Raw genomic sequence first — 19,137 nt, forward strand, 5'->3', positions numbered from 1 at the left:
CCGACAGGCGGGGCAGAGCCCTTTGCTTACTTTGGGGCTTTTCCAAAGTGAGCCGCTGTAAGAGCGGAACCATAGGTGGCCGTTACCGAAAAAACGGATATGTACTCAAACCAATCGCCAAAAAAAAACGGCCTCATCTGGAGGCCGTTTCTCATCACATCTCAACGCTTAGGTGCGCATCCCACGCCCACTCACCAGCAACCGCGCACACCCCACATACAGCACCACAGTCGCCACCAGCATAAAGGTGATCGCCACACTGATCTTGATATCCGAAACGCCCAGGATCCCATAGCGAAACGCGTTAACCATATGCAAAACCGGGTTAGCCAACGACACGGTCTGCCAGAACGGCGGCAGCAAGGTGATCGAATAAAACACCCCACCCAGATACGTCAGCGGCGTAAGAACAAACGTCGGAATAATCGAAATATCATCAAAGTTGCGCGCAAACACCGCATTGATGAACCCCAGCAACGAAAAGATAGTCGCCGTCAGCACCACCACCAACAGGGTGATCCCGAGGTGATGCACCTGCAAATGGGTAAAGAACAGCGACAGCAACGTCACAATCACCCCAACCATCAACCCGCGCAGCACACCGCCCAGGGTGTAGCCGATCAAAATCGTATGGGGCGACACCGGCGACACCATCAATTCCTCGATGGACCGCTGGAACTTGCTGCCAAAAAAGCTCGACACCACGTTGCCGTAGGAGTTGGTAATCACCGACATCATGATCAACCCTGGCACGATGTACTCCATATAGGTGAATCCACCCATATCACCAATCTGCCGACCAATCAGGTTACCGAAGATCACGAAGTACAAAACCATGGTGATCGCCGGCGGCAGCAAGGTCTGCGGCCAGATCCGGGTAAAGCGCTTCACTTCGCGATAAACGATGGTCTGCAGCGCGACAAGGTTGGGTTGCAGTTCCGAACTCATACCGCCACCTTCGCCAGATTTTTCTCCACCAGGGACACAAACAACTCCTCAAGGCGATTGGTTTTGTTACGCAGGCTCAGCACCTCGATGTTCTGGGTAGCCAGTTGGCCAAACAGCGCGGTGATGCCCACGGCTTTGTCCACCTGGACTTCCAGGGTGTGGCTGTCCACCAGGCGATTCGGGTAGCCGATCAACTGGGGCGCAACCGTCATGTCGTTTTTCAGGTCGAGCAGGAAGGTCTCGACGTGCAACTGGCTCAGCAAATTACGCATGCTGGTGTTTTCGACAATGGTGCCGTGGTCGATGATGCCGATGTTGCGGCACAGCTGCTCAGCCTCTTCCAGGTAGTGCGTGGTGAGGATGATGGTGATGCCTTTCTGGTTCAGCTCGGTGAGAAACGTCCACATCGAACGACGCAGCTCGATGTCCACGCCCGCCGTCGGCTCGTCGAGGATCAGCAGGCGCGGTTCGTGAACCAGGGCGCGAGCGATCATCAAGCGGCGCTTCATGCCCCCGGACAGGGAACGCGAAGGCACGTCGCGCTTGTCCCACAAGCCCAGTTGCGTGAGGTATTGCTCGGCGCGTTCCTTGGCGATCTTCGGCGGGATGCCGTAGTAACCGGCCTGGGTCACGACGATGTCGAAGGTCTTTTCAAACTGGTTGAAGTTGAACTCCTGGGGCACCACGCCGATGCTGCGCTTGAGCGCCGCCGGGGATTTGTCCAGGTCGTTGCCAAAGATGTTCACCGTACCGGTGGTCTTGTTGACCAGGGTCGAGAGAATCCCGATGGTGGTGGATTTGCCGGCGCCATTGGGGCCGAGCAAGGCGAAGAAATCACCTTCGGCGACGTCCAGATCGATACCACTCAGGGCCTGGAAACCGTTGCCGTAGGTTTTGGTTAGCTGCCGGATGGACAGAGCGGAACTCATATCGGATTACGCACCAAAGAAGAGGAATAGAATTGTTACATGAGGGCAGACCGCACGGAATACAACGGCTGCGCGTGACAAGCATGGTGCTTGTCCGCGCCGCACAAGTACAGTAACCCGTATTAATAGTCGGTATCAGGTCAACGCGGTCATGACCGATTTCTGATAGGCCGGACGCTGGCGCAGCCGCTGGTACCAGGCTTCCAGGTTAGGCATCGACGGGCGTTCGATGGGCATTTCGAACCAGGCATAAATGAAGCTGCCCAAGGGAATATCGCCCATGCCGATCTCGCTGCCGGACAGGTAAGGTTGCGTGGCCAAGGCCTGATCCACCGTCTGCAAAACATCGATGCAGGCCTGGCGACCGGCGTTGATGGTGTCCCAGTTCTGTTTTTCAGCCGGGGTTCGCAGCACGCCCCAGAACACGGTCTTGAACGGTTCGGCCAGGGTCGAGGTGGTCCAGTCCATCCACTTTTCAGCGTTGGCCCGGGCTTGCAGCTCGCTGGGGTACCAGTTCGAATCCGGCGCATGTTTGGCGGCCAGGTAGCGCACGATGGTGTTGGATTCCCACAGCACAAAGTCGCCATCTTCAATCATCGGCACCCGGCCATTGGGGTTCAGCGCGCGGTATTGCGGCGTGTCGACCACACCAAAAGCCCCGCCCGCATCAATTGCCTCATAGTCCAGGCCGAGCTCCTCGGCGCACCACAGTGCTTTCCTGACATTTGACGAATTTTTACGACCCCAGATTTTCAGCATGACCGCCCCGATTTTGAAAAAGATGGTTGGATGAATGCCGGGGCAGCATACGCCGGATCACGTCCGGCTTAAATCACTCTGCATGTCCCCCAGCAGGATCGGCATCTGCTCGCCAAACAGGTGCGGGTAACATTTCTGGATGTGGGCGAAGAAGAATTCCTCGGGCACCTCGGCAAATTGCCCATGGTCCACCACGTACTCCATGGAGCGCTGGCCCTTGCGGTTGAAGGCGTGGAAAACACTGTCATGAACGCCATCGAAATCCAGCGGCGGCACATCGAACAGTTCGCACAGTTGCTGATTGAACGCCGGCGTGGCCTTGACCCAACGGCCGTCCAGATACAACTCGGTATAGCCATGCATGGCAAATACGTCACTTCTGAGCAGCTCGATCAAACGGGGCGTCGAGAGGTGGTTACGCACGTCGGCCAGGCCGATGCGCGCCGGGATCCCGCAGTGCCTTGCGCACGCCGCCAGCAATGTTGCCTTGGGCACGCAATAACTCTCGCCGGCCGCCAGTGCGAAGCTCGCGCTGAGGGTTTGCGGGTCGCGACTGAAGGTATAGGGGTTATAGCGCACCGCCTCGCGCACAGCGTAGTAAAGACTGACTGCCTGGTCACGGAGTGCGGCACTCGAACCGCGATGTTTTTCGGCGAACTCCACCACCGCAGGGTGGTCACTATCGATGAAGCGGCCGGGATTCAAGTACGCATTCATGAGGTTAATCTCAGAGAGCAAGCCCTGAGTCTAACCACAGGCATGCACCTGGGATAACGACGATTCGGCCAAATGTCGGCGCCTGGTGCTGATCATTGCCGGCACACCACGTAACACCCTCGTCACCCCGCTTGTTCGGATGCCGACTAAGCTCTGAGGTGATTTCGCACCTGGTTTCACGGAGGATTGAATATGCTGTTGTTGTGGATACTGGTTCTGGTGGTGGGCATTGCCTACCTGGCGCACCGGCGCATCGCGCCCCTGCCCGCCATCGGCGTGGTCGCCGTCTACCTGTTGGCGATGGGCGCCTTCAGCCACGCACCAGGCTGGTTGCTGCTGATCTTCTGGGTACTGATCGCCGTGGTAGCCGCCCCGCTGCTGCTGCCGGACCTGCGCCGCAAGTACTTCACCGCGCCGCTGTTCAACTGGTTCCAGAAAGTCCTGCCGCCGATGTCCGAGACCGAGCGCGACGCCATCGACGCCGGCACCGTGTGGTGGGACGGCGAGCTGTTCAGCGGCCGCCCCGACTGGGACAAGCTGCTGGCCTATCCCAAGGCGCAACTGACTGAAGAAGAACAAGCCTTCATCGACGGCCCTACCGAAGAACTGTGCGCCATGGTCACCGACTGGGAAATCGGCCAGGCCATGGACCTGCCCCCCGCCGCCTGGGAACACATCAAGCAGCATGGCTTTTTTGCCCTGATCATCCCCAAGGAGTTCGGCGGCAAAGGCTTCTCCGCCTACGCCCACTCCCAGGTCGCGATGAAGCTGGCAACCCGCAGCGGCGACCTCGCCTCCACGGTCATGGTCCCCAACTCCCTGGGCCCGGCCGAATTGCTGCTGCACTACGGCACCGATGAACAACGCAACCATTACCTGCCACGCCTGGCCCGTGGCGACGATATCCCGTGCTTTGCCCTGACCGGCCCACTGGCCGGTTCCGATGCTGGCTCCATGCCCGACACCGGGGTGATCTGCAAAGGCGAATGGGAAGGCAAGGAAACCCTCGGCCTGCGCCTGAACTGGGAAAAACGCTACATCACCCTCGGCCCGGTAGCGACTTTGCTCGGCCTGGCCTTCAAGGCCCATGACCCGGATCATCTGCTGGGCGACAAAGAAGACCTGGGCATCAGCCTCGCGCTGATCCCCACCGACACCCCGGGTGTTGAAATTGGCCGCCGTCACCTGCCACTGGGCGCCGCGTTCATGAACGGCCCCAACTCCGGCAAGGATGTTTTCATTCCGCTGGAATTCCTGATCGGTGGCCAGGAAATGCTCGGCAAGGGCTGGATGATGCTGATGAACTGCCTGTCGGTAGGCCGTTCGATTTCCCTGCCTGCCGTCGGAACGGGCGCGGCCAAGTTCACCAGCCTGGTGACCGGCCAGTACGCCCAGGTGCGTGAGCAGTTCAACGTACCGCTGGCGGCCTTTGAAGGCATCCAGGAAGCCCTGGCCCGCATCGGCGGCAACGCGTGGCTGATGGACAGCGCGCGGATGCTCACCGCCAACGCGGTCGACCTGGGGGAGAAACCCTCGGTACTGTCGGCGATCCTCAAGTACCACCTGACCGAACGCGGCCGCGAATGCATCAGCCACGCGATGGACGTACACGGCGGCAAGGGCATCATCATGGGCCCCAACAACTACCTGGGTCGCAGCTGGCAGGGCGCGCCGATCTTCATCACCGTGGAAGGCGCGAATATCCTCTCGCGCAACCTGATGATCTTCGGCCAGGGTGCGATTCGTTGCCATCCGTTCGTGCTCAAGGAAATGGCCCTGGCCGGTCGCGAAGACCATGACCAGGCGCTGAAGGAATTCGACGGCCTGCTGCTGCAGCACATCGGCTTTGCCGTAGGCAACGCCGCCAGCACCCTGGTGTTGAACCTCGGTTTCGGTCACTTCGAAAAGGCTCCGGGCAACAGCCTGAGCCAGGGCTATTTCCGCGCACTCAACCGTCAGGCCGCGGCGTTTGCGATGCTGGCGGACCTGAGCATGATGCTGCTGGGCGGCGAGTTGAAACGACGCGAACGCCTGTCGGCACGTCTTGGTGATGTGCTGAGCCACATGTACCTGGCATCGGCTGCACTCAAGCGTTATCACGACCTGGATTCGCCAGACCACCTGGAACCGCTGTTCGCCTGGGCCATGGAAGAGAGCCTTGGCCACTCCGAGCGTGCACTGGATGAACTGCTGACCAACTTCCCGAGCAAGGTGTTGGGTTGTCTGTTGCGGGTGATCGTGTTCCCGTTCGGCCGCCGTCATAAAGGCCCGTCCGATGCGCTGGATGCCGAGGTGGCCGCAGTGCTTGGTCGCGCCAAGGGTGACCCGACCCTGGAAGCGGTACTAGCGGGCTGCTATCGCCCACAGTCCGCAGAAGATCCGGTGGGCGCCCTGCAACACGCCTACGACCTGTTGGCCGACAGCCATCCGTTGCAGAAAAAACTCCACGAAGGCCTCAAGAGCGGCCAGGTCAAACCGACCGCGGGCGAACACGCCATCGATGCCGCGCTGCATGCCGGCGTGCTGCAACCGGCCGAGGCGCAGACCCTGCGTGACGCTGAAGCGGCGCGGCGCAAGGTGATCGACGTGGATGATTTCAGCAAGGAAGAACTGAGCCAGGCTGAGGGAAAAGTCCGCTGATCCCAGCGGTCATATAAAAACGGGTAGAGTGCCCTGCCTCACAAATACTGATCCCTTTTGACGGCGTCTGTTGTCGTCATGCTGCGTTGCCGCTCCTCGCCATAGCAAGCTATGACTCGTCGCGGCGCCTTGCCTGACAACAACAGCCACTCGTCAAAAGGAATCGTATTTGTGAGGCAAGGCACCGAGCTATATACTCTCGCGCCCGTTTTGCTCTTGAGGACTTATCTCGTGTCCAACGTCGTTGCCGATCATCTCGTCTTGCTCGACCACCTGCGCAGCATCCTGGTTGCCGTCGGCGAAGCCGAACAGGTTCCCGAGGAAAGCCACCTCCTGTTCCTGGAGCGCTTCGATGAACTGCGCGCCTTGCTGCCCATCGACCCGATCGAAAGCCAGTACCTGGGCCAGGACATGATGAGCCAGGTCATCCTGCGCTACCCGCAAATTGCTCACCTGGTACCGCGCGACCTGCTGTGGTTCTTCGGTGGCGACTGCCTGCACTTCATGCCCGACGACGAGCTGGACCTGTACCAGGCCCTGGAAGAACGTCGCTTCGAAGCTGAACAGAACGACGAACCGTTCGACTGGAACCAGGAAAAGCAGTTGTTGGCCATGTCCAATGACCAGCCCAAGCACTGATTTCAGGGCTCCCACATTTAAACTGTATTCCTACCGTTTCTTCAGCGTCGGCTCTTTGGCCATGCACTCCACCAGATAATCAATAAACACCCGCAACTTCGGCGGCAGGTACCGCGTCGGCGAATGCAGTAGCCACGCATCCCCGTGGTACGACGCAATGAAATCCCACCCCGGCAGCACCTGCACCACCTCCCCCGCTTCCAGCGCATGCCGCGCCGTGAAATACGGCAAGCTGCCAATCCCCACATGTTGCAATACCGCATCCAGCCGCACGCCTGTGTGATTGGCCGCATACCGCCCGCGCACGCCCACCGTCACCGCCTTGCTGCCCTGGCGAAACTTCCAGCGCGCATCCCCCGGCGTCTCACCCAGGTAGATGCAACTGTGCTCCAGCAAATCATGGGGATGCTGCGGCGTACCGTGCTCCGCCAGGTACCGCGGCGTGGCGCAGATCAAATGCTCGATCGGCAGCAACTGGCGCCCCACCAACCCCGGCGGCGGGCTGTCGGTGATGCGGATGCTCAGGTCGACATTGTCGTCAATCAGGTCCACATGCCGGTCCTCCAGGATCAACTGCACGTCAACCTTGGGATAACGCCGCAAAAACTCCGGCATATGCGGATGCACCACAAAACGCCCCACCGCCTTGGGCACGCTGACCCGCACCAGCCCTTCGGCTTCATGGGTGTATTGGCCGCTGATTTCCATCACCGACCGCGCAGCACTGACCATTTCCTGGCAGCGCTTGAACACCTCTTCGCCGCCTTCGCTGAGGCGCAATTTGCGCGTGGTGCGTTGCAACAGGCGAGTCGCCAGGGCCTTTTCCAGGCGTGAGATGCTGCGGCTCACGGAGGACGGTGATGCTCCCAGTTGGCGCGCAGCCTCGGAGAAGCTGCCGGTTTCCACCACCTTGACGAAAATCGCCATTTCGCCCAGCAGCGGTAAGGGAAGATTGATGCTCATGACGCACAAGTCCATTGAGATTTGAACGGATTATCACCCATTGGCGCACTTCTTATACTGCCGGTTAGAAACCCCTGATGCGGATATAAATGATGACCCAGCGCCTGTTTTTTACCCATGACCACCTGAATGCCGAACTTGAAGTGCTGGGATGCACACCTTTTGATAACCAGTTTGCGGTAATCCTGCAGTCCACAATCTTCCATCCACAAGGTGGCGGCCAGCCCTCCGACACCGGCTGGCTCGGGGAAAGCCAGGTGTTGAAGGTGGTGCAGGAAGGCGATCATGTCGTGCATTACGTAGACCGCCCCGTGGCTCCCGGCGTGATCCAGGCACGCGTCGATGAAGACCGCCGCACCTTGCACACGCGCCTGCACTCGGCCGGGCATCTGATCGGCAATGCCGGTGAAACCCTGGGCTGGATGCCGATCAAGGCTCATCACTGGCCGGGCGAAGGCAAGATCACCTTTATTCGCGGCACCTCGGCCCAGGCCATGGACGCCGAGGCGATCCAGCGGCAAGTCGACCAATGGATCGCCGCCAACCTGCCGCGCCATATGGCCCTGGATGACGGTACGCGGCAAGTGGGTTTTGGCGACCTGCCGGCCTATGCCTGCGGCGGCACGCACGTGCAGGCATTGGGGGACGTGGGTCAGGTGACGATCCTGGCCCTCTCCGAGAAAAAGGGTGCATTGTCTGTGCGCTATACCCTGAACTGACTAAACCGCAATCGCCCCCGCCCTGCCCGGTTCCACCACAAACGACTTGAGGGTCGAGACGCTGGCGTTCGGATCCCGGGCATCGGAAATCACCCGGAAGTTCGTCAGCATATTCCTCTCCTCAAGCGCCACCGACACATAGCCGCGCTGGCGGCTGTCGAAAAACTTCACATGGGGATTGAGGGGCAGGATCGCACTGAACGCATCAAATGGTGGCCCGTCAGACGTCACCGACGTGCCGACAAACTCGGTCGCGACCACGGGCGAATCCGGATTCCCTGCGTCAGCGTGCAGGTCCGTCGTCCAGAACGAGTGAATATCGCCGCCCCAGAACACCGGGTTATTCACCTTTCTGCGCACCATCGACGCAAGCATCCGCTCACGGTTGGCCATGTAACCATCCCAGCCATCTGTCCAGCGGCCGGGCTTGTGGTTGGTCAGGTCACGTTGCGTGAGCGGCGCGACCAACAGGTCCTGGGCGATCACGTTCCATTGTGCCCGGGACTCGGCGAACCCCTGATCCAGCCAAGCCTCCTGCTCCCAGCCGAGCATGGTGCGACGGGGATCGCGCAGGTCAGCACAGGTGTTCGCGGCCACATGTCCCTTGTGGCTGCCATTGGCCAGGATGCATGGCTGCTCGGAGCGGTACTGACGCCCATCCAGCACATGGAAACGCGCCAGCCGGCCGTAGTCCAAACGCCGATAGAGGCGCATGTCCGCCCCGCGCGGCAGGCTGCTCGCCCGCAGCGGCATGTGCTCGTAGAAGGCCTGGTAGGCCGCCGCCCGCTGCTTGAGAAAACTCGTCACCGGGATGTTCGGGTCCTGGGACCACTGGCTGGCATAGTCGTTTTGCACTTCGTGATCGTCCCAGGTGACCACACTGGGCGCCGCAGCATGCAGTGCCTGCAAATCCGGATCGGTCTTGTACAGGGCGTAGCGGTTGCGGTAATCCACCAGATTCAACGCATTGCCGCTGCCGTGGGGTCGAATGATCTTGCCGGAATCAGCCGCGTAGGAACTGTCATAGATGTAATCCCCGAGGAAAAACACCAGGTCAGGCTGCTCGGCGGCCAAATGCCGATAGGCGCTGAAGTAGCCTCGCTCCCAATGGGAGCACGAGACAAAACCCAACTGCGCTGATGCCATGGCATGCACCGCCGGCGCCGTGCGCGACTGGCCCACCGGGCTTTGCGCACCGAGGCCTTCGAACTGGTACCAGTAAGGTCGACCCGCCTCCAGCCCGGCGACTTCCACATGCACCGAATGGGCGAAACGCTCGCTGGCCATCACCTCGCCCTGGCGCACAACGCGCGTCATCGCTGCATCGCGGGCCACCTTCCAGCGCACCGGCACCGCTCGGCTCAGGCCACCCCGACCGTCGGCGGCATTGAACAGCGGCGCGAGGCGCGTCCAGATCACGAAACCATCAGGCAATGGATCGCCTGACGCCACACCAAGGGTGAAGGGATAGTCGATGCCTGCACTACGGGCAAACGGGCTGAGGATCGAAAACGCCGTGGCAACTGCAAGCCCGCCCAGTACGCGACGGCGATCGTGATTCACACTCATCAACTGCGCTCCTTCCAAGCATCCCGCACCGACCAAAACAAATGCTTGTGTAGCGTTCTTACCACTGGCAGCAGGGTGGATAAATGCGGCAGTGCAATGCTCATGCAGGGGGACTCGCGAAATAAATTCTCCAAGAATGTACCCGCGTCGTGTCAGTTTCATTACGTAGATAAATAGACCTACGAGTCGTCTGTAAGACGCGTCCTAGAGCCTTAAAAGCTTAAATTAAAGTTAACCATTCGGTCATTTTTGGTTGCTAGCGTGTCGCCCCTAATCAACTGCGGGGTAGCGGAATGAGAACTTGGGATGAACCCAAAAAACGCAAGGCACACATCGAACTGATCCCGATGATCGACGTGATGATGTTCCTGTTGGTGTTTTTTGTACTGGTGAGTTTGAACGTGATTCCGGCCCTGGGCATGAAGACTCAGCTGCCGAGCGCCAGCAGTTCACAGCAGCTCAAGCCGCAAAATAAATTCATCCTGACCCTGGGCCTGGAAGGTCAGCTGCAGCTCGATGGCAAGGACCTGACCGTCGACGCGCTGGTGCCTGCACTCAAGGCCGGCGAGAAGCCAGACACCAAGTCGACGATCATCGTCAACAGCGACAAAGGCGTGGAAGTGTCGCGCCTGGTCGAGGTGATGGACACCCTGCGCCTGGGTGGCTTTACCTCTGTCTCCATCGCCACGAAAAAGTCCTGATCATGTATGCCTTGTTTCGTGCGCGTCGGCTGCTGGGCAGTGTCCCGGCCCTGATCGCCCTGGTGCTGATTGCACTGGGTATCCAGTCCCAACCCCTGAAGATCCAGCCGCAGTACGACGAGTCGGCGGTTGAACTCGCGCTGGTCGAGCCCGAGCCGGAAGTGGTCCCCGAGCCCGTGGTGGAAGAACCGCCGCCACCGCCGCCGGTGATCGAAGACGAGGAGGCCGAACCTGCCCCTCCGCCTCCGCCACTCAAGCCGATCCCCAAACCACTGCCAAAACCTGAGCCCAAGCCAAAACCGGTGCCCAAGCCCGTGGTCGCCAAGCCAACGCCTGTGCCTGCGCCAGCTCCGGTGGCCGCCAAGCCGGTGCAAGCCGCTCCCGCTCCCACGCCAGCACCCGCCGCGCCACCGGCGCCGCCGAAAGTCGACGGCCAGGCACTGGAAGGCGGCTACCTCAAGGGCTTGCGCAATGAGTTGGACACCTACAAGCAATACCCCACCGGGCGCCAGGCGTCCCTTGAACGCCCGAGTGGCGAGGTGGTGGTCTGGTTAATGGTGGACCGCCAAGGCCGCGTCCTCGACTCCGGGATCCAGACCCCGGCGCCGAGCATGCTGCTCAACCGGGCCGCCACCAACAGCCTGCGCCGTATCAAGCAGGTGAAACCGTTCCCCGAACAAGCCTTCGGTGGACGTAACGAGCAGCGCTTCACCGCCACCTTCAACTACAGCGTGCAATAAGCACACACCACCAGGACGACAGTGATGAAGTTCACCCGGATTCATCTGGCACTCGTTGCCGCGACGAGCATGACCCATGGAGTGGTCATGGCAGATACCAGCGACAGTGACGTCGGGACTATTGGGGTACAGGGCAAGGCAACCGCTGGGGGCGGTTACATGGTCCAGGAAGAGAGCGCCAAGGGCCGCTCGACCATCACCAAGGAAGCGTTGGACAAACAGACGGCCACCGGCAACGCCATCGACAAGCTCAAGTACACCCCGGGCCTGAACATCTCCAGTGAAGACAACACCGGCCTCTCGGGTTTCCGCTTCACCATGCGCGGCATGAACTCCGACCAGGTCGGTATGTCGGTGGACGGCATGCCGATCAACGACTCCGGCAACTACGCGTTGTACTCCAACCTGTTGGGCGACCCGGAAAACATCGACCAGATTTTCGTCACCCAGGGCTCGTCGGAAGCCGACGGCCCGCACATCGGTTCCAGCGGCGGCAACATCGGCATCGTGACCATTCGCCCCACCAAGGAAACCGGTGCCTTCGTCAAGCAAGTGGTCGGCAGCAACGCCACCCGCAAGACCTTCGCCCGCCTCAATACCGGTGAAGTCAACGGCCTGAGCAACTGGCTGTCGGCCTCCCACACCGAAGGCCAGATGTGGCGCGGCTCGGGTGCCGTGCGTGCGGACAAGGTGGAGTGGAACAGCTTCTTCGACGCCGGCAACGGCAACACCGCCAACCTGATCCTCAAGTACCACGAACAGGACAACAACAGTTACAGCCAGTTGACCAAGGCACAGTTCCAGCAGTACGGCCGCAAGTACGACCCGTACCCGGCGACACCGGCGGTGGGCGCCAACGGCAAGGTCAGCAGCTACTACGACCTGGCGCAGAACCCGTTCCAGACCTTTACCGCCGTGCTCAACACCCAGTACAAGCTGAGCGACAACCTGTCCCTCTCGGTGATCCCGTATTACTACTACGGCAACGGCAGCGGCGTGGGCTCCTCGGCCTATGCGCTGAACAGTGGCTCGAACAAGGGCGGCGTTTTCGACCTCGGCAACCTGCCGACACAGGCTCAATACAACGCCGACGGTTCCGCGACCACCGGCGTCTACTACCGCCCTTCGCGCACCCAGACCTGGCGCCCGGGCATCACCACCAAGCTGAACTGGGACCTGGGCGACCACAGCCTGCAATTCGGCTACTGGTATGAACGCGCCCGCCAAAGCCAGACCCAACCGTTCATTGCCCTCAAGAACAACGGCAAGCCAAGCGATACCTGGCCCGACGGCAACTCCGTGGTCGACGCCAATGGCAACACCGTACAGGGTCGCGACCGCTACACCGTGACGCCGGCGCAAAAGGTCTGGACCCAGGACACCTGGTACATCAACTCGGACTGGACGTTGATCGCGGGCATTGCCTACATGAACGTCGAGCGTGACGGCACCAACCACGGCAGCCTCACCGAGCAACCCGGCAAGGCCAGCCAGACCTACAACAAACTGCTGCCCAACGCCGGCCTGAAATACCAGCTCGACGAGCGTGACCAGTTGTTCTACAGCCTGTCGCGCAACATGCGTATTCCACAGAACTACGTGCTGTACGACAAAGGCGTCGGCTCCCTCGACTCCAAGCCGGAACTCAGCTGGAACCAGGAACTGGGCTGGCGCTACACCGGCGAAGACAGCACCCTCGCCGCGACCCTGTTCTACATGCAGTTCAAGAATCGCCAGCTCACCTCCCTGGACAGCAACGGTGATTCCGCCGACATCAACGCCGGCACCGTCATCAACAAAGGCCTGGAACTGGAGTGGAGCGGCAAGCTGCCGCACAACTTCAACTACTACACCTCCTACACCTACACCAGCTCCAAGCAGCAGGACGACCTGACCGTCTACAGCGCCGGCAAGCCGATCGTGCTGCCCACCAGCGGCAAGCAGTTCGCCAACGTGCCGACCAACATGCTGGCGGCCAACATCGGCTATGACGACGGGCGCTTCTACGGCACCTTCGGCGGCAAGTTCACCAGCAAGCTCTATGGCGACCTGACCAACGACGAAGCCATCTCCGCCCGCACCATCTTCAACCTCGGCGCCGGTATCTACCTGCCGGTGGACAAGAAAGTCGTCAAGGACGCAACCCTGCGCCTGAACGTCGACAACCTGTTCGACAAGAAGTACCTGGACGGCGTGTACACCACCAAGACCAACTCGGCGAGCTACAGCGGTTTCCGCGATGGCGACCCGGCCTACATCGTTGGGCTTGACCGCACCGTCACCGTTTCCCTGGAAGCCAATTTCTAACTGCGAGGCTCAGCATCATGGACATGAACCTGCTTCACCAAATCACCTTTTATGTGATGTACGCCGCACTGGCGATTGCAATCTTCATCACCATCGAACGTGGCATCTACTTCGCCTACGTGCGCCGCCAGGCCCGTGCATTGACCGAAGTGCTGGGCGCCAATGTGCACAGCGAACGCGACCTGCCGGAAAACCTGACTCGCCGTGACAGCCTGCCGCTGAGCATGGTGCTGCCGATCCTGGCGCAGAAGGCGTCCCATGGTTCGCGCAAGGACCTGGACGACGAGATCGAAACCCAGTACCTCAAGACCCGCGCGCCGCTGTCGCGCAGCCTGTGGATCATCGAAACCATCACCACCGCCGCGCCGCTGCTCGGCCTGTTGGGGACCATCCTCGGCATCATCGACACCTTCAAGGCGCTGGCCAGTGCCGGTGTGTCCGACCCGGGCCAGATTTCCGGTGGTATCGGTACGGCCCTGTTCGCCACGGGTTTGGGTATCGCCATCGCGCTGTTCTGCGTGGTGTTCCACAACTTCTTCCAGGACAGCCTGGAGCGTATCAACGACCAGCTGAAAATCCTGCTGATCCGCGCGGCAACCGGTGCCCGCGTGCAGGGTGAAGTGCCGCACCTGGTACCGACCCCGCTGCACACCCGCACTGCGTGACCTTCCCGGGGCGGGCGCATCATGCGCCCGCCCTTTTTTTGCCCGATGAGACGCCTATGTCCATATCGCTGAAATTACGTATCGCCGGCCTTGCAGGCCTGCTCCTCAGTCCGCTTGCCCAGGCGGACTTTTCAATTCCGGGATTTGAGTTGGTACACACCGTGCCAGTGGACACCCAACTTGGCACCGCCGATCTGCGCCAGCCCGGCCCCGTGTGGATCCAGCTGTTCGACGGCGCGAAAAGCCGCATCGACATCGGCCAGTTCTACGCGGCCGACCATCCTGGCTCGGTGATGGACAAGGTGATTGAACACCTGGAAGCCGCCGGCAAACGCGGGGTGAAAATTCGCTTCCTGCTGGAAGAGAAAGGCGTGCGGCTGTCGGAAGCCTCGACCCTGGAGCGCCTGAAAGCCATTCCCAACCTGACCTTCCGCATCCTGCCCTATGGCAAGCTGAGTGGCGGGATCATCCACGCCAAGTACATGGTAGTGGATGGCAAGCAGGCGTTTATCGGCAGCCAGAACTTCGACTGGCGTTCGCTGGAGCATATCCACGAAACCGGGCTGTTGATCAGTGATGCAAACGTCGTCGCCCAGACCCAGGCCATTTTTGAACAGGACTGGCAGGCCCAGGCTGCGTTGGCCGACAACCAGCCTGTTGCCCTGCCCGCCACAGGCGCCACACCGGCACGCACCGGCAACTACCTGGTAGCCAGCCCCCAGCGCTACAACCCGCCGGGTATGGGTGATTCGCAGCTGGAACTGCCACGTCTGCTGGGCGAGGCGAAAAAGGAAGTGCGCGTACAACTGCTGGACTACGCGCCGCTGTCCTATGGACCTGACAGAACCCGGCCTTACTACGCGATGATCGACAATGCAGTACGTGCAGCGGCAGCGCGCGGGGTCTCGATCAAGTTGATGGTATCCAACTGGAACACCGAAGCACTGGAATTGCCGTACCTGAAAAGCCTGGCGGTGCTGCCGAATGTCGAGGTCAAGATCGTCACGCTGCCCGAGGCCAGGCAAGGATTTATTCCTTATGCGCGGGTGATCCACAGCAAGACCATGGAAATCGACGGGCAAGTGGCGTGGGTGGGCACCAGTAACTGGCTGGGGGGTTATTTCGATAACTCGCGCAACCTGGAAGTGGTGATGCGCAGTGAGGCGATGGCCAAGCGTGTGGGAGATTTACACGAGCAGCTGTGGGACGGGCCGTATGCCAAGGCATTGGACGTGACAAGCGAGTACCCGGAGCCGCATCCGGGCAAGCCGTGAGCCGTTGCCTGCAAATCCCATGATTTGCGGGCAATGTCACATTGCCAGATATGAATGTTGCACTTTTCCGCCGTTGCGCTGACCAACCCTGCACACCTCATGGATGGAGAGCAGGGATGAACACCACACGCAATGGACTGTACGGTACGGCGCTGGTTTGGGCGGCCATCGGGCTGGCAGGTTGTGCCAATTCCATGACCTCCACCGGGGTGCCAGGGGTGAAGATGGGCGACAGCTATGAGCAGGTACTCGCCGTGGTCAGCCGTGACAATACGGTGACCAGGAAGATCGACGGGCAGGGATTCCGGGCTGAGGGTTACTCGCAGACATTCAGGGATTGTCGCAGCACATATTTTATCTTCCAGGGCGCCGATGGCTTGCAGATGGTCAGCCATGAGCCCGCGCCGCATCTGTCGGTCAGCCAGAACTGCCGCCAGCCATGAGCACTTTACGTGTCATTCCCGCCCTGTTCCTGGTGCTCCTCAGCGGCTGCGGCCAGGTGTATAACATCCGCTCCCTCAACACCGCCTACACGGCGCCGCCCGCCACCGAGACGGCGCGCGTGCGCGTGATCAGCGACGGCATGGTGCGTGCAGTGCCAGGGCGCGACTGCCTGGACTGGAATGTTCCCGGCGCCGGCGTGATGGTCTCAGCCAAATCCGGCTTCGCCGACCGCAATGGTGCAAGCCTGGGGATGCCGGGGCCGATTTACACCTGGGACGGTGCGGTGTCGTCCGAACAGGTGATTCCGGCGAACACGCCCATTGCCTTTCATTACCTTGGGTTGCCGCAATATGGCCGGCAATGTTTCAACACCATGACCTTTATCCCCAAGCCCGGCATGGACTACATGGTGCGAGCATCAATGTCCGGGAGTTGCTCATTCGAGCTTGCTGAGCTGCCGAAAGGTGCCGAACGATGGAGTCCGATTGAACCGACGCCGTCGGGAAGGCTGTCGATGTGCCACGCGATGGATAATTTCTAGCGGTACAAACGCAACGTGGGCCGGGGCATTGCACTCCAGCTCACAAAAAACCCACAAACAAAAACGCCGATCATTGCTGATCGGCGTTTTCGTTAAATATGGAGCGGGAAACGAGACTCGAACTCGCGACCCCGACCTTGGCAAGGTCGTGCTCTACCAACTGAGCTATTCCCGCAAATGGCGTCCCCTAGGGGACTCGAACCCCTGTTACCGCCGTGAAAGGGCGGTGTCCTAGGCCACTAGACGAAGGGGACACGCTACTGAAACACATGGTGTGTATTTCAGTGCCCAGAGATTAAATCCGAAGATTACGCCCTGGTTTCACTCAGTGCCGCCCGAGGGCAACACTGCTTAAATTTGGAGCGGGAAACGAGACTCGAACTCGCGACCCCGACCTTGGCAAGGTCGTGCTCTACCAACTGAGCTATTCCCGCATATGGCGTCCCCTAGGGGACTCGAACCCCTGTTACCGCCGTGAAAGGGCGGTGTCCTAGGCCACTAGACGAAGGGGACACACGTACAACATTCACTCCCTACCGCGTTTCGCTGTGTGCTTTACGCTGTAAGTGGCGCGCATTCTATGGATGGATTGGGAGGTCGTCAACCCCCAAGGATAAATTTATTTAAATCAATGACTTCGCCGTGGTTTACGGGGGTTGCAAGGGTTTCTCGCCGTCCAGGCTTTGGCGCCTATATTCTGGCGTTCCACAAGGCGCTATAGTTCGCCACAGCAAATGATGGCAATGTGCATCTACGCAGGGACTGCCCCGCTATATAGAAGAAACTACTGACGCAACTGGTCGCTCAGTCCTATCCGGTCACTGCACCAGTCACTACACTTCAATGCAAACCCCATAAAGAGGTCACACCGGTGACACCACTCATGATCACCCTGCTGGTAATAGCCGGGATCGTAATACTGATCGCCATTGGCTACATGAACCACGTGGTGGAAAACAATAAGCTGGAAAAGAACCGGACCCGGATCGAACTCAATGACCGGCTGCGCCGCTGCGGCGAAATCACCGAGACCTTCCCTGGCCAGTTGATGACGCCGCGACTCAAGTTGCTGCTGACCCGCCTGGAGCTCAACGTCAATCAGCGCCTGCTGAACCTCGACAAGTCCAATGCGTCGCTCAAGGCACGCATCACTGAACTCAACGCACTGGTGGCCCAGGGCGAATCGATTCCGGTGAACAACCCGCCAGGCCCGATCCAGACCGAAGCCAAGGCCAAGGATGTACGTTTCCTGCTCGAAGCACTGCATGGCCAGGTGACCCGAGCGGCCCAGGACGGTTTCCTGCCGACCAATGAAGCCAAGCACTGGATCAAGGAAATCCGCCATATCCTGGTGCTGCTGCACATCGAGTTCTTCAACAACCTGGGCCAGCACGCACTGCAACAAGGCCAGCCGGGCCAGGCTCGCCTGGCGTTCGAACGCGGCGTGCAGTACCTGCGCAAGCAACCGGAGCCGGTGGTGTACAGCCAGCAGCTGCAATTGCTCGAGAAACAGCTGGCGCGCGCCAACTCCATGGTGCTGTCCAACCTTGAACCGGCTGAAGACGAGGTCAACGAATTGACCGAAGGCTTGAAAGTGGTGGATGCGGACGCCGACTGGAAGAAGAAAGCCATCTACGACTGATCCCCTGCCATTGTGGTGGGCGGCAAACCCGCTCGCCACATGCCATCACTCTGCACCTATCCCCTTCCCCTCGAATAGCGTAAAAAAGGCCCCTCTCTCCGTTAACGAAAAGGGCTTCGCCATGCCTGTCGTGCTCATCGATGGACAACCGCTGCATTACCTCGACCAGGGCACCGGCCCGGCCGTTCTCCTCGGTTCCAGCTACCTGTGGGACAGCCAGATGTGGGCGCCGCAGATCGAAGCCCTGTCGCAACAGTACCGGGTGATCGTCCCCGAGCTTTGGGGCCACGGCGAGTCCGGCGCACTGCCTGCAAACACTGCATCCCTGGACGACCTCGCACGCCAGCACCTGGCGCTGCTGGATCACCTGGACATTGCCCGGGTCAACCTCGTGGGCTTGTCGGTCGGCGGCATGTGGGGCGCACGCCTGGCGCTGCTGGCTCCCGAGCGGGTCAACAGCCTGGTGCTGATGGACACGCACCTGGGCGCCGAGCCGGAAGCCACTCGCCAATACTACTTTTCGCTGTTCAAGATGATCGAAGATGCCGGCGCCATTCCAGAACCGCTGCTGGATGTGGTGGCACCGATCTTCTTCCGTCCCGGTATCGACCGGGAGTCGGCCTTGTACCAGGATTTCCGCAACGCACTGCAGGCCTTCCCCAAGGAACGCCTGGTGCACAGCATCGTGCCCCTGGGCCGGATTATCTTCAGCCGCGCGGATGTGCTGGAACAACTGGCGCGCCTCGACACCGACACCACCCTGGTGATGTGTGGCGAGCAGGACAAGCCACGCCCACCGGCCGAATCAGAAGAAATGGCGGCCTTGATCGGCTGCGCGCTGACGTTGATTCCGCACGCCGGGCATATCTCCAGCCGGGAAAACCCCGATTTCGTCAACGAAGCGCTGCTGACCTTCCTGGCCAACAACGCCTGACCGCCC

At 60.3% G+C, this 19,137-nt stretch carries 18 protein-coding genes and 4 tRNA genes; 12 read left to right on the plus strand and 10 right to left on the minus strand.

Annotation, left to right across the window (positions count from 1 at the left end; all coding sequences use genetic code 11):
* Nucleotides 1-168: 168 nt before the first annotated feature.
* The 4 genes from HX821_RS30855 to HX821_RS30870 form a co-directional block, all read right to left on the minus strand.
* Entirely contained in the window at nucleotides 169-948 is a 780-nt protein-coding gene (locus tag HX821_RS30855; RefSeq protein WP_003217229.1) for an ABC transporter permease, read from the minus strand.
* Nucleotides 945-1,877 carry an ABC transporter ATP-binding protein gene (locus HX821_RS30860; protein ID WP_003217227.1) on the minus strand — a complete coding sequence of 311 codons (933 nt, stop codon included), beginning with the start codon at nucleotides 1,875-1,877 and terminating at the stop codon, nucleotides 945-947. The genes HX821_RS30855 and HX821_RS30860 overlap by 4 nt, the downstream gene beginning before the upstream one ends.
* A gap of 135 nt (nucleotides 1,878-2,012) precedes the next feature.
* Nucleotides 2,013-2,636 carry a glutathione S-transferase family protein gene (locus tag HX821_RS30865; RefSeq protein WP_003217226.1) on the minus strand — a complete coding sequence of 208 codons (624 nt, stop codon included), beginning with the start codon at nucleotides 2,634-2,636 and terminating at the stop codon, nucleotides 2,013-2,015.
* Nucleotides 2,637-2,693: 57 nt separating this feature from the next.
* Complete coding sequence (locus tag HX821_RS30870; RefSeq protein ID WP_003217224.1) at nucleotides 2,694-3,353, minus strand: transglutaminase family protein; 660 nt, start codon at nucleotides 3,351-3,353, stop codon at nucleotides 2,694-2,696.
* A 192-nt stretch (nucleotides 3,354-3,545) separates the two neighbouring features.
* Between HX821_RS30870 and HX821_RS30875 the strand changes: the two genes are divergently transcribed.
* Together HX821_RS30875 and HX821_RS30880 are read left to right on the plus strand one after the other, a co-directional pair.
* Nucleotides 3,546-5,993 carry an acyl-CoA dehydrogenase gene (locus HX821_RS30875; RefSeq protein ID WP_008431294.1) on the plus strand — a complete coding sequence of 816 codons (2,448 nt, stop codon included), beginning with the start codon at nucleotides 3,546-3,548 and terminating at the stop codon, nucleotides 5,991-5,993.
* A 231-nt stretch (nucleotides 5,994-6,224) separates the two neighbouring features.
* Nucleotides 6,225-6,632 carry a PA2817 family protein gene (locus HX821_RS30880; RefSeq protein ID WP_003217220.1) on the plus strand — a complete coding sequence of 136 codons (408 nt, stop codon included), beginning with the start codon at nucleotides 6,225-6,227 and terminating at the stop codon, nucleotides 6,630-6,632.
* A gap of 30 nt (nucleotides 6,633-6,662) precedes the next feature.
* Here the strand turns inward: HX821_RS30880 and HX821_RS30885 are convergent, their stop codons facing one another.
* Nucleotides 6,663-7,595 (minus strand): LysR family transcriptional regulator, encoded by a 933-nt coding sequence (locus HX821_RS30885; RefSeq protein ID WP_003217218.1) that lies wholly within the window; start codon nucleotides 7,593-7,595, stop codon nucleotides 6,663-6,665.
* Nucleotides 7,596-7,687: 92 nt separating this feature from the next.
* Between HX821_RS30885 and HX821_RS30890 the strand changes: the two genes are divergently transcribed.
* Nucleotides 7,688-8,314, plus strand: a complete 627-nt coding sequence (locus HX821_RS30890; protein WP_177021208.1) for an alanyl-tRNA editing protein — start codon at nucleotides 7,688-7,690, stop codon at nucleotides 8,312-8,314.
* Here HX821_RS30890 and HX821_RS30895 read toward each other — a convergent pair whose 3' ends face one another.
* Nucleotides 8,315-9,883, minus strand: a complete 1,569-nt coding sequence (locus tag HX821_RS30895; RefSeq protein ID WP_177037344.1) for an alkaline phosphatase — start codon at nucleotides 9,881-9,883, stop codon at nucleotides 8,315-8,317.
* Between the two features lie 293 nt (nucleotides 9,884-10,176).
* On the opposite strand from HX821_RS30895, the gene HX821_RS30900 reads away from it, so the two are divergent.
* The 7 genes from HX821_RS30900 to HX821_RS30930 all read left to right on the plus strand — a co-directional run bounded on the left by HX821_RS30900 (nucleotide 10,177) and on the right by HX821_RS30930 (nucleotide 16,555).
* A complete protein-coding gene (locus tag HX821_RS30900; protein WP_003217209.1) occupies nucleotides 10,177-10,584 on the plus strand; it encodes a biopolymer transporter ExbD in 408 nt (135 codons plus the stop codon).
* A gap of 2 nt (nucleotides 10,585-10,586) precedes the next feature.
* Nucleotides 10,587-11,324 carry an energy transducer TonB gene (locus HX821_RS30905; protein WP_102369636.1) on the plus strand — a complete coding sequence of 246 codons (738 nt, stop codon included), beginning with the start codon at nucleotides 10,587-10,589 and terminating at the stop codon, nucleotides 11,322-11,324.
* A gap of 24 nt (nucleotides 11,325-11,348) precedes the next feature.
* Nucleotides 11,349-13,631 carry a TonB-dependent receptor gene (locus HX821_RS30910; RefSeq protein ID WP_008431274.1) on the plus strand — a complete coding sequence of 761 codons (2,283 nt, stop codon included), beginning with the start codon at nucleotides 11,349-11,351 and terminating at the stop codon, nucleotides 13,629-13,631.
* 17 nt (nucleotides 13,632-13,648) lie between these two features.
* On the plus strand, nucleotides 13,649-14,296 hold the full coding sequence (locus HX821_RS30915) for a MotA/TolQ/ExbB proton channel family protein (RefSeq protein ID WP_003217203.1): 648 nt from the start codon (nucleotides 13,649-13,651) through the stop codon (nucleotides 14,294-14,296).
* A 56-nt stretch (nucleotides 14,297-14,352) separates the two neighbouring features.
* The gene (locus HX821_RS30920; RefSeq protein ID WP_177037345.1) at nucleotides 14,353-15,570 is read left to right on the plus strand and encodes a phospholipase D-like domain-containing protein; all 1,218 of its coding nucleotides are present in this window, start codon (nucleotides 14,353-14,355) and stop codon (nucleotides 15,568-15,570) included.
* Between the two features lie 116 nt (nucleotides 15,571-15,686).
* Nucleotides 15,687-16,013: a hypothetical protein gene (locus HX821_RS30925; protein ID WP_087695362.1), complete on the plus strand. Its 327-nt coding sequence runs from the start codon at nucleotides 15,687-15,689 to the stop codon at nucleotides 16,011-16,013.
* The gene (locus tag HX821_RS30930) at nucleotides 16,010-16,555 is read left to right on the plus strand and encodes a hypothetical protein (RefSeq protein WP_003217196.1); all 546 of its coding nucleotides are present in this window, start codon (nucleotides 16,010-16,012) and stop codon (nucleotides 16,553-16,555) included. Before HX821_RS30925 ends, HX821_RS30930 begins: the two co-directional genes overlap by 4 nt.
* A gap of 99 nt (nucleotides 16,556-16,654) precedes the next feature.
* Here the strand turns inward: HX821_RS30930 and HX821_RS30935 are convergent.
* The 4 genes from HX821_RS30935 to HX821_RS30950 all read right to left on the minus strand — a co-directional run bounded on the left by HX821_RS30935 (nucleotide 16,655) and on the right by HX821_RS30950 (nucleotide 17,068).
* Nucleotides 16,655-16,730: transfer RNA gene (locus HX821_RS30935), tRNA-Gly, on the minus strand.
* Nucleotides 16,731-16,733: 3 nt separating this feature from the next.
* Nucleotides 16,734-16,809 (minus strand) — tRNA-Glu (locus HX821_RS30940).
* A 104-nt stretch (nucleotides 16,810-16,913) separates the two neighbouring features.
* Nucleotides 16,914-16,989, minus strand: a tRNA-Gly gene (locus HX821_RS30945).
* A 3-nt stretch (nucleotides 16,990-16,992) separates the two neighbouring features.
* A tRNA-Glu gene (locus tag HX821_RS30950) sits at nucleotides 16,993-17,068 on the minus strand.
* Between the two features lie 370 nt (nucleotides 17,069-17,438).
* Between HX821_RS30950 and HX821_RS30955 the strand changes: the two genes are divergently transcribed.
* Nucleotides 17,439-18,197, plus strand: coding sequence for a hypothetical protein (locus HX821_RS30955; RefSeq protein WP_003217193.1), 759 nt, complete (start codon nucleotides 17,439-17,441; stop codon nucleotides 18,195-18,197).
* Between the two features lie 121 nt (nucleotides 18,198-18,318).
* Nucleotides 18,319-19,131: an alpha/beta fold hydrolase gene (locus tag HX821_RS30960; RefSeq protein WP_008431265.1), complete on the plus strand. Its 813-nt coding sequence runs from the start codon at nucleotides 18,319-18,321 to the stop codon at nucleotides 19,129-19,131.
* Nucleotides 19,132-19,137 lie beyond the last annotated feature (6 nt).

Origin of the sequence: Pseudomonas sp. B6001 (genome assembly GCF_013386015.1) — a bacterium.
GTDB lineage: Bacteria > Pseudomonadota > Gammaproteobacteria > Pseudomonadales > Pseudomonadaceae > Aquipseudomonas.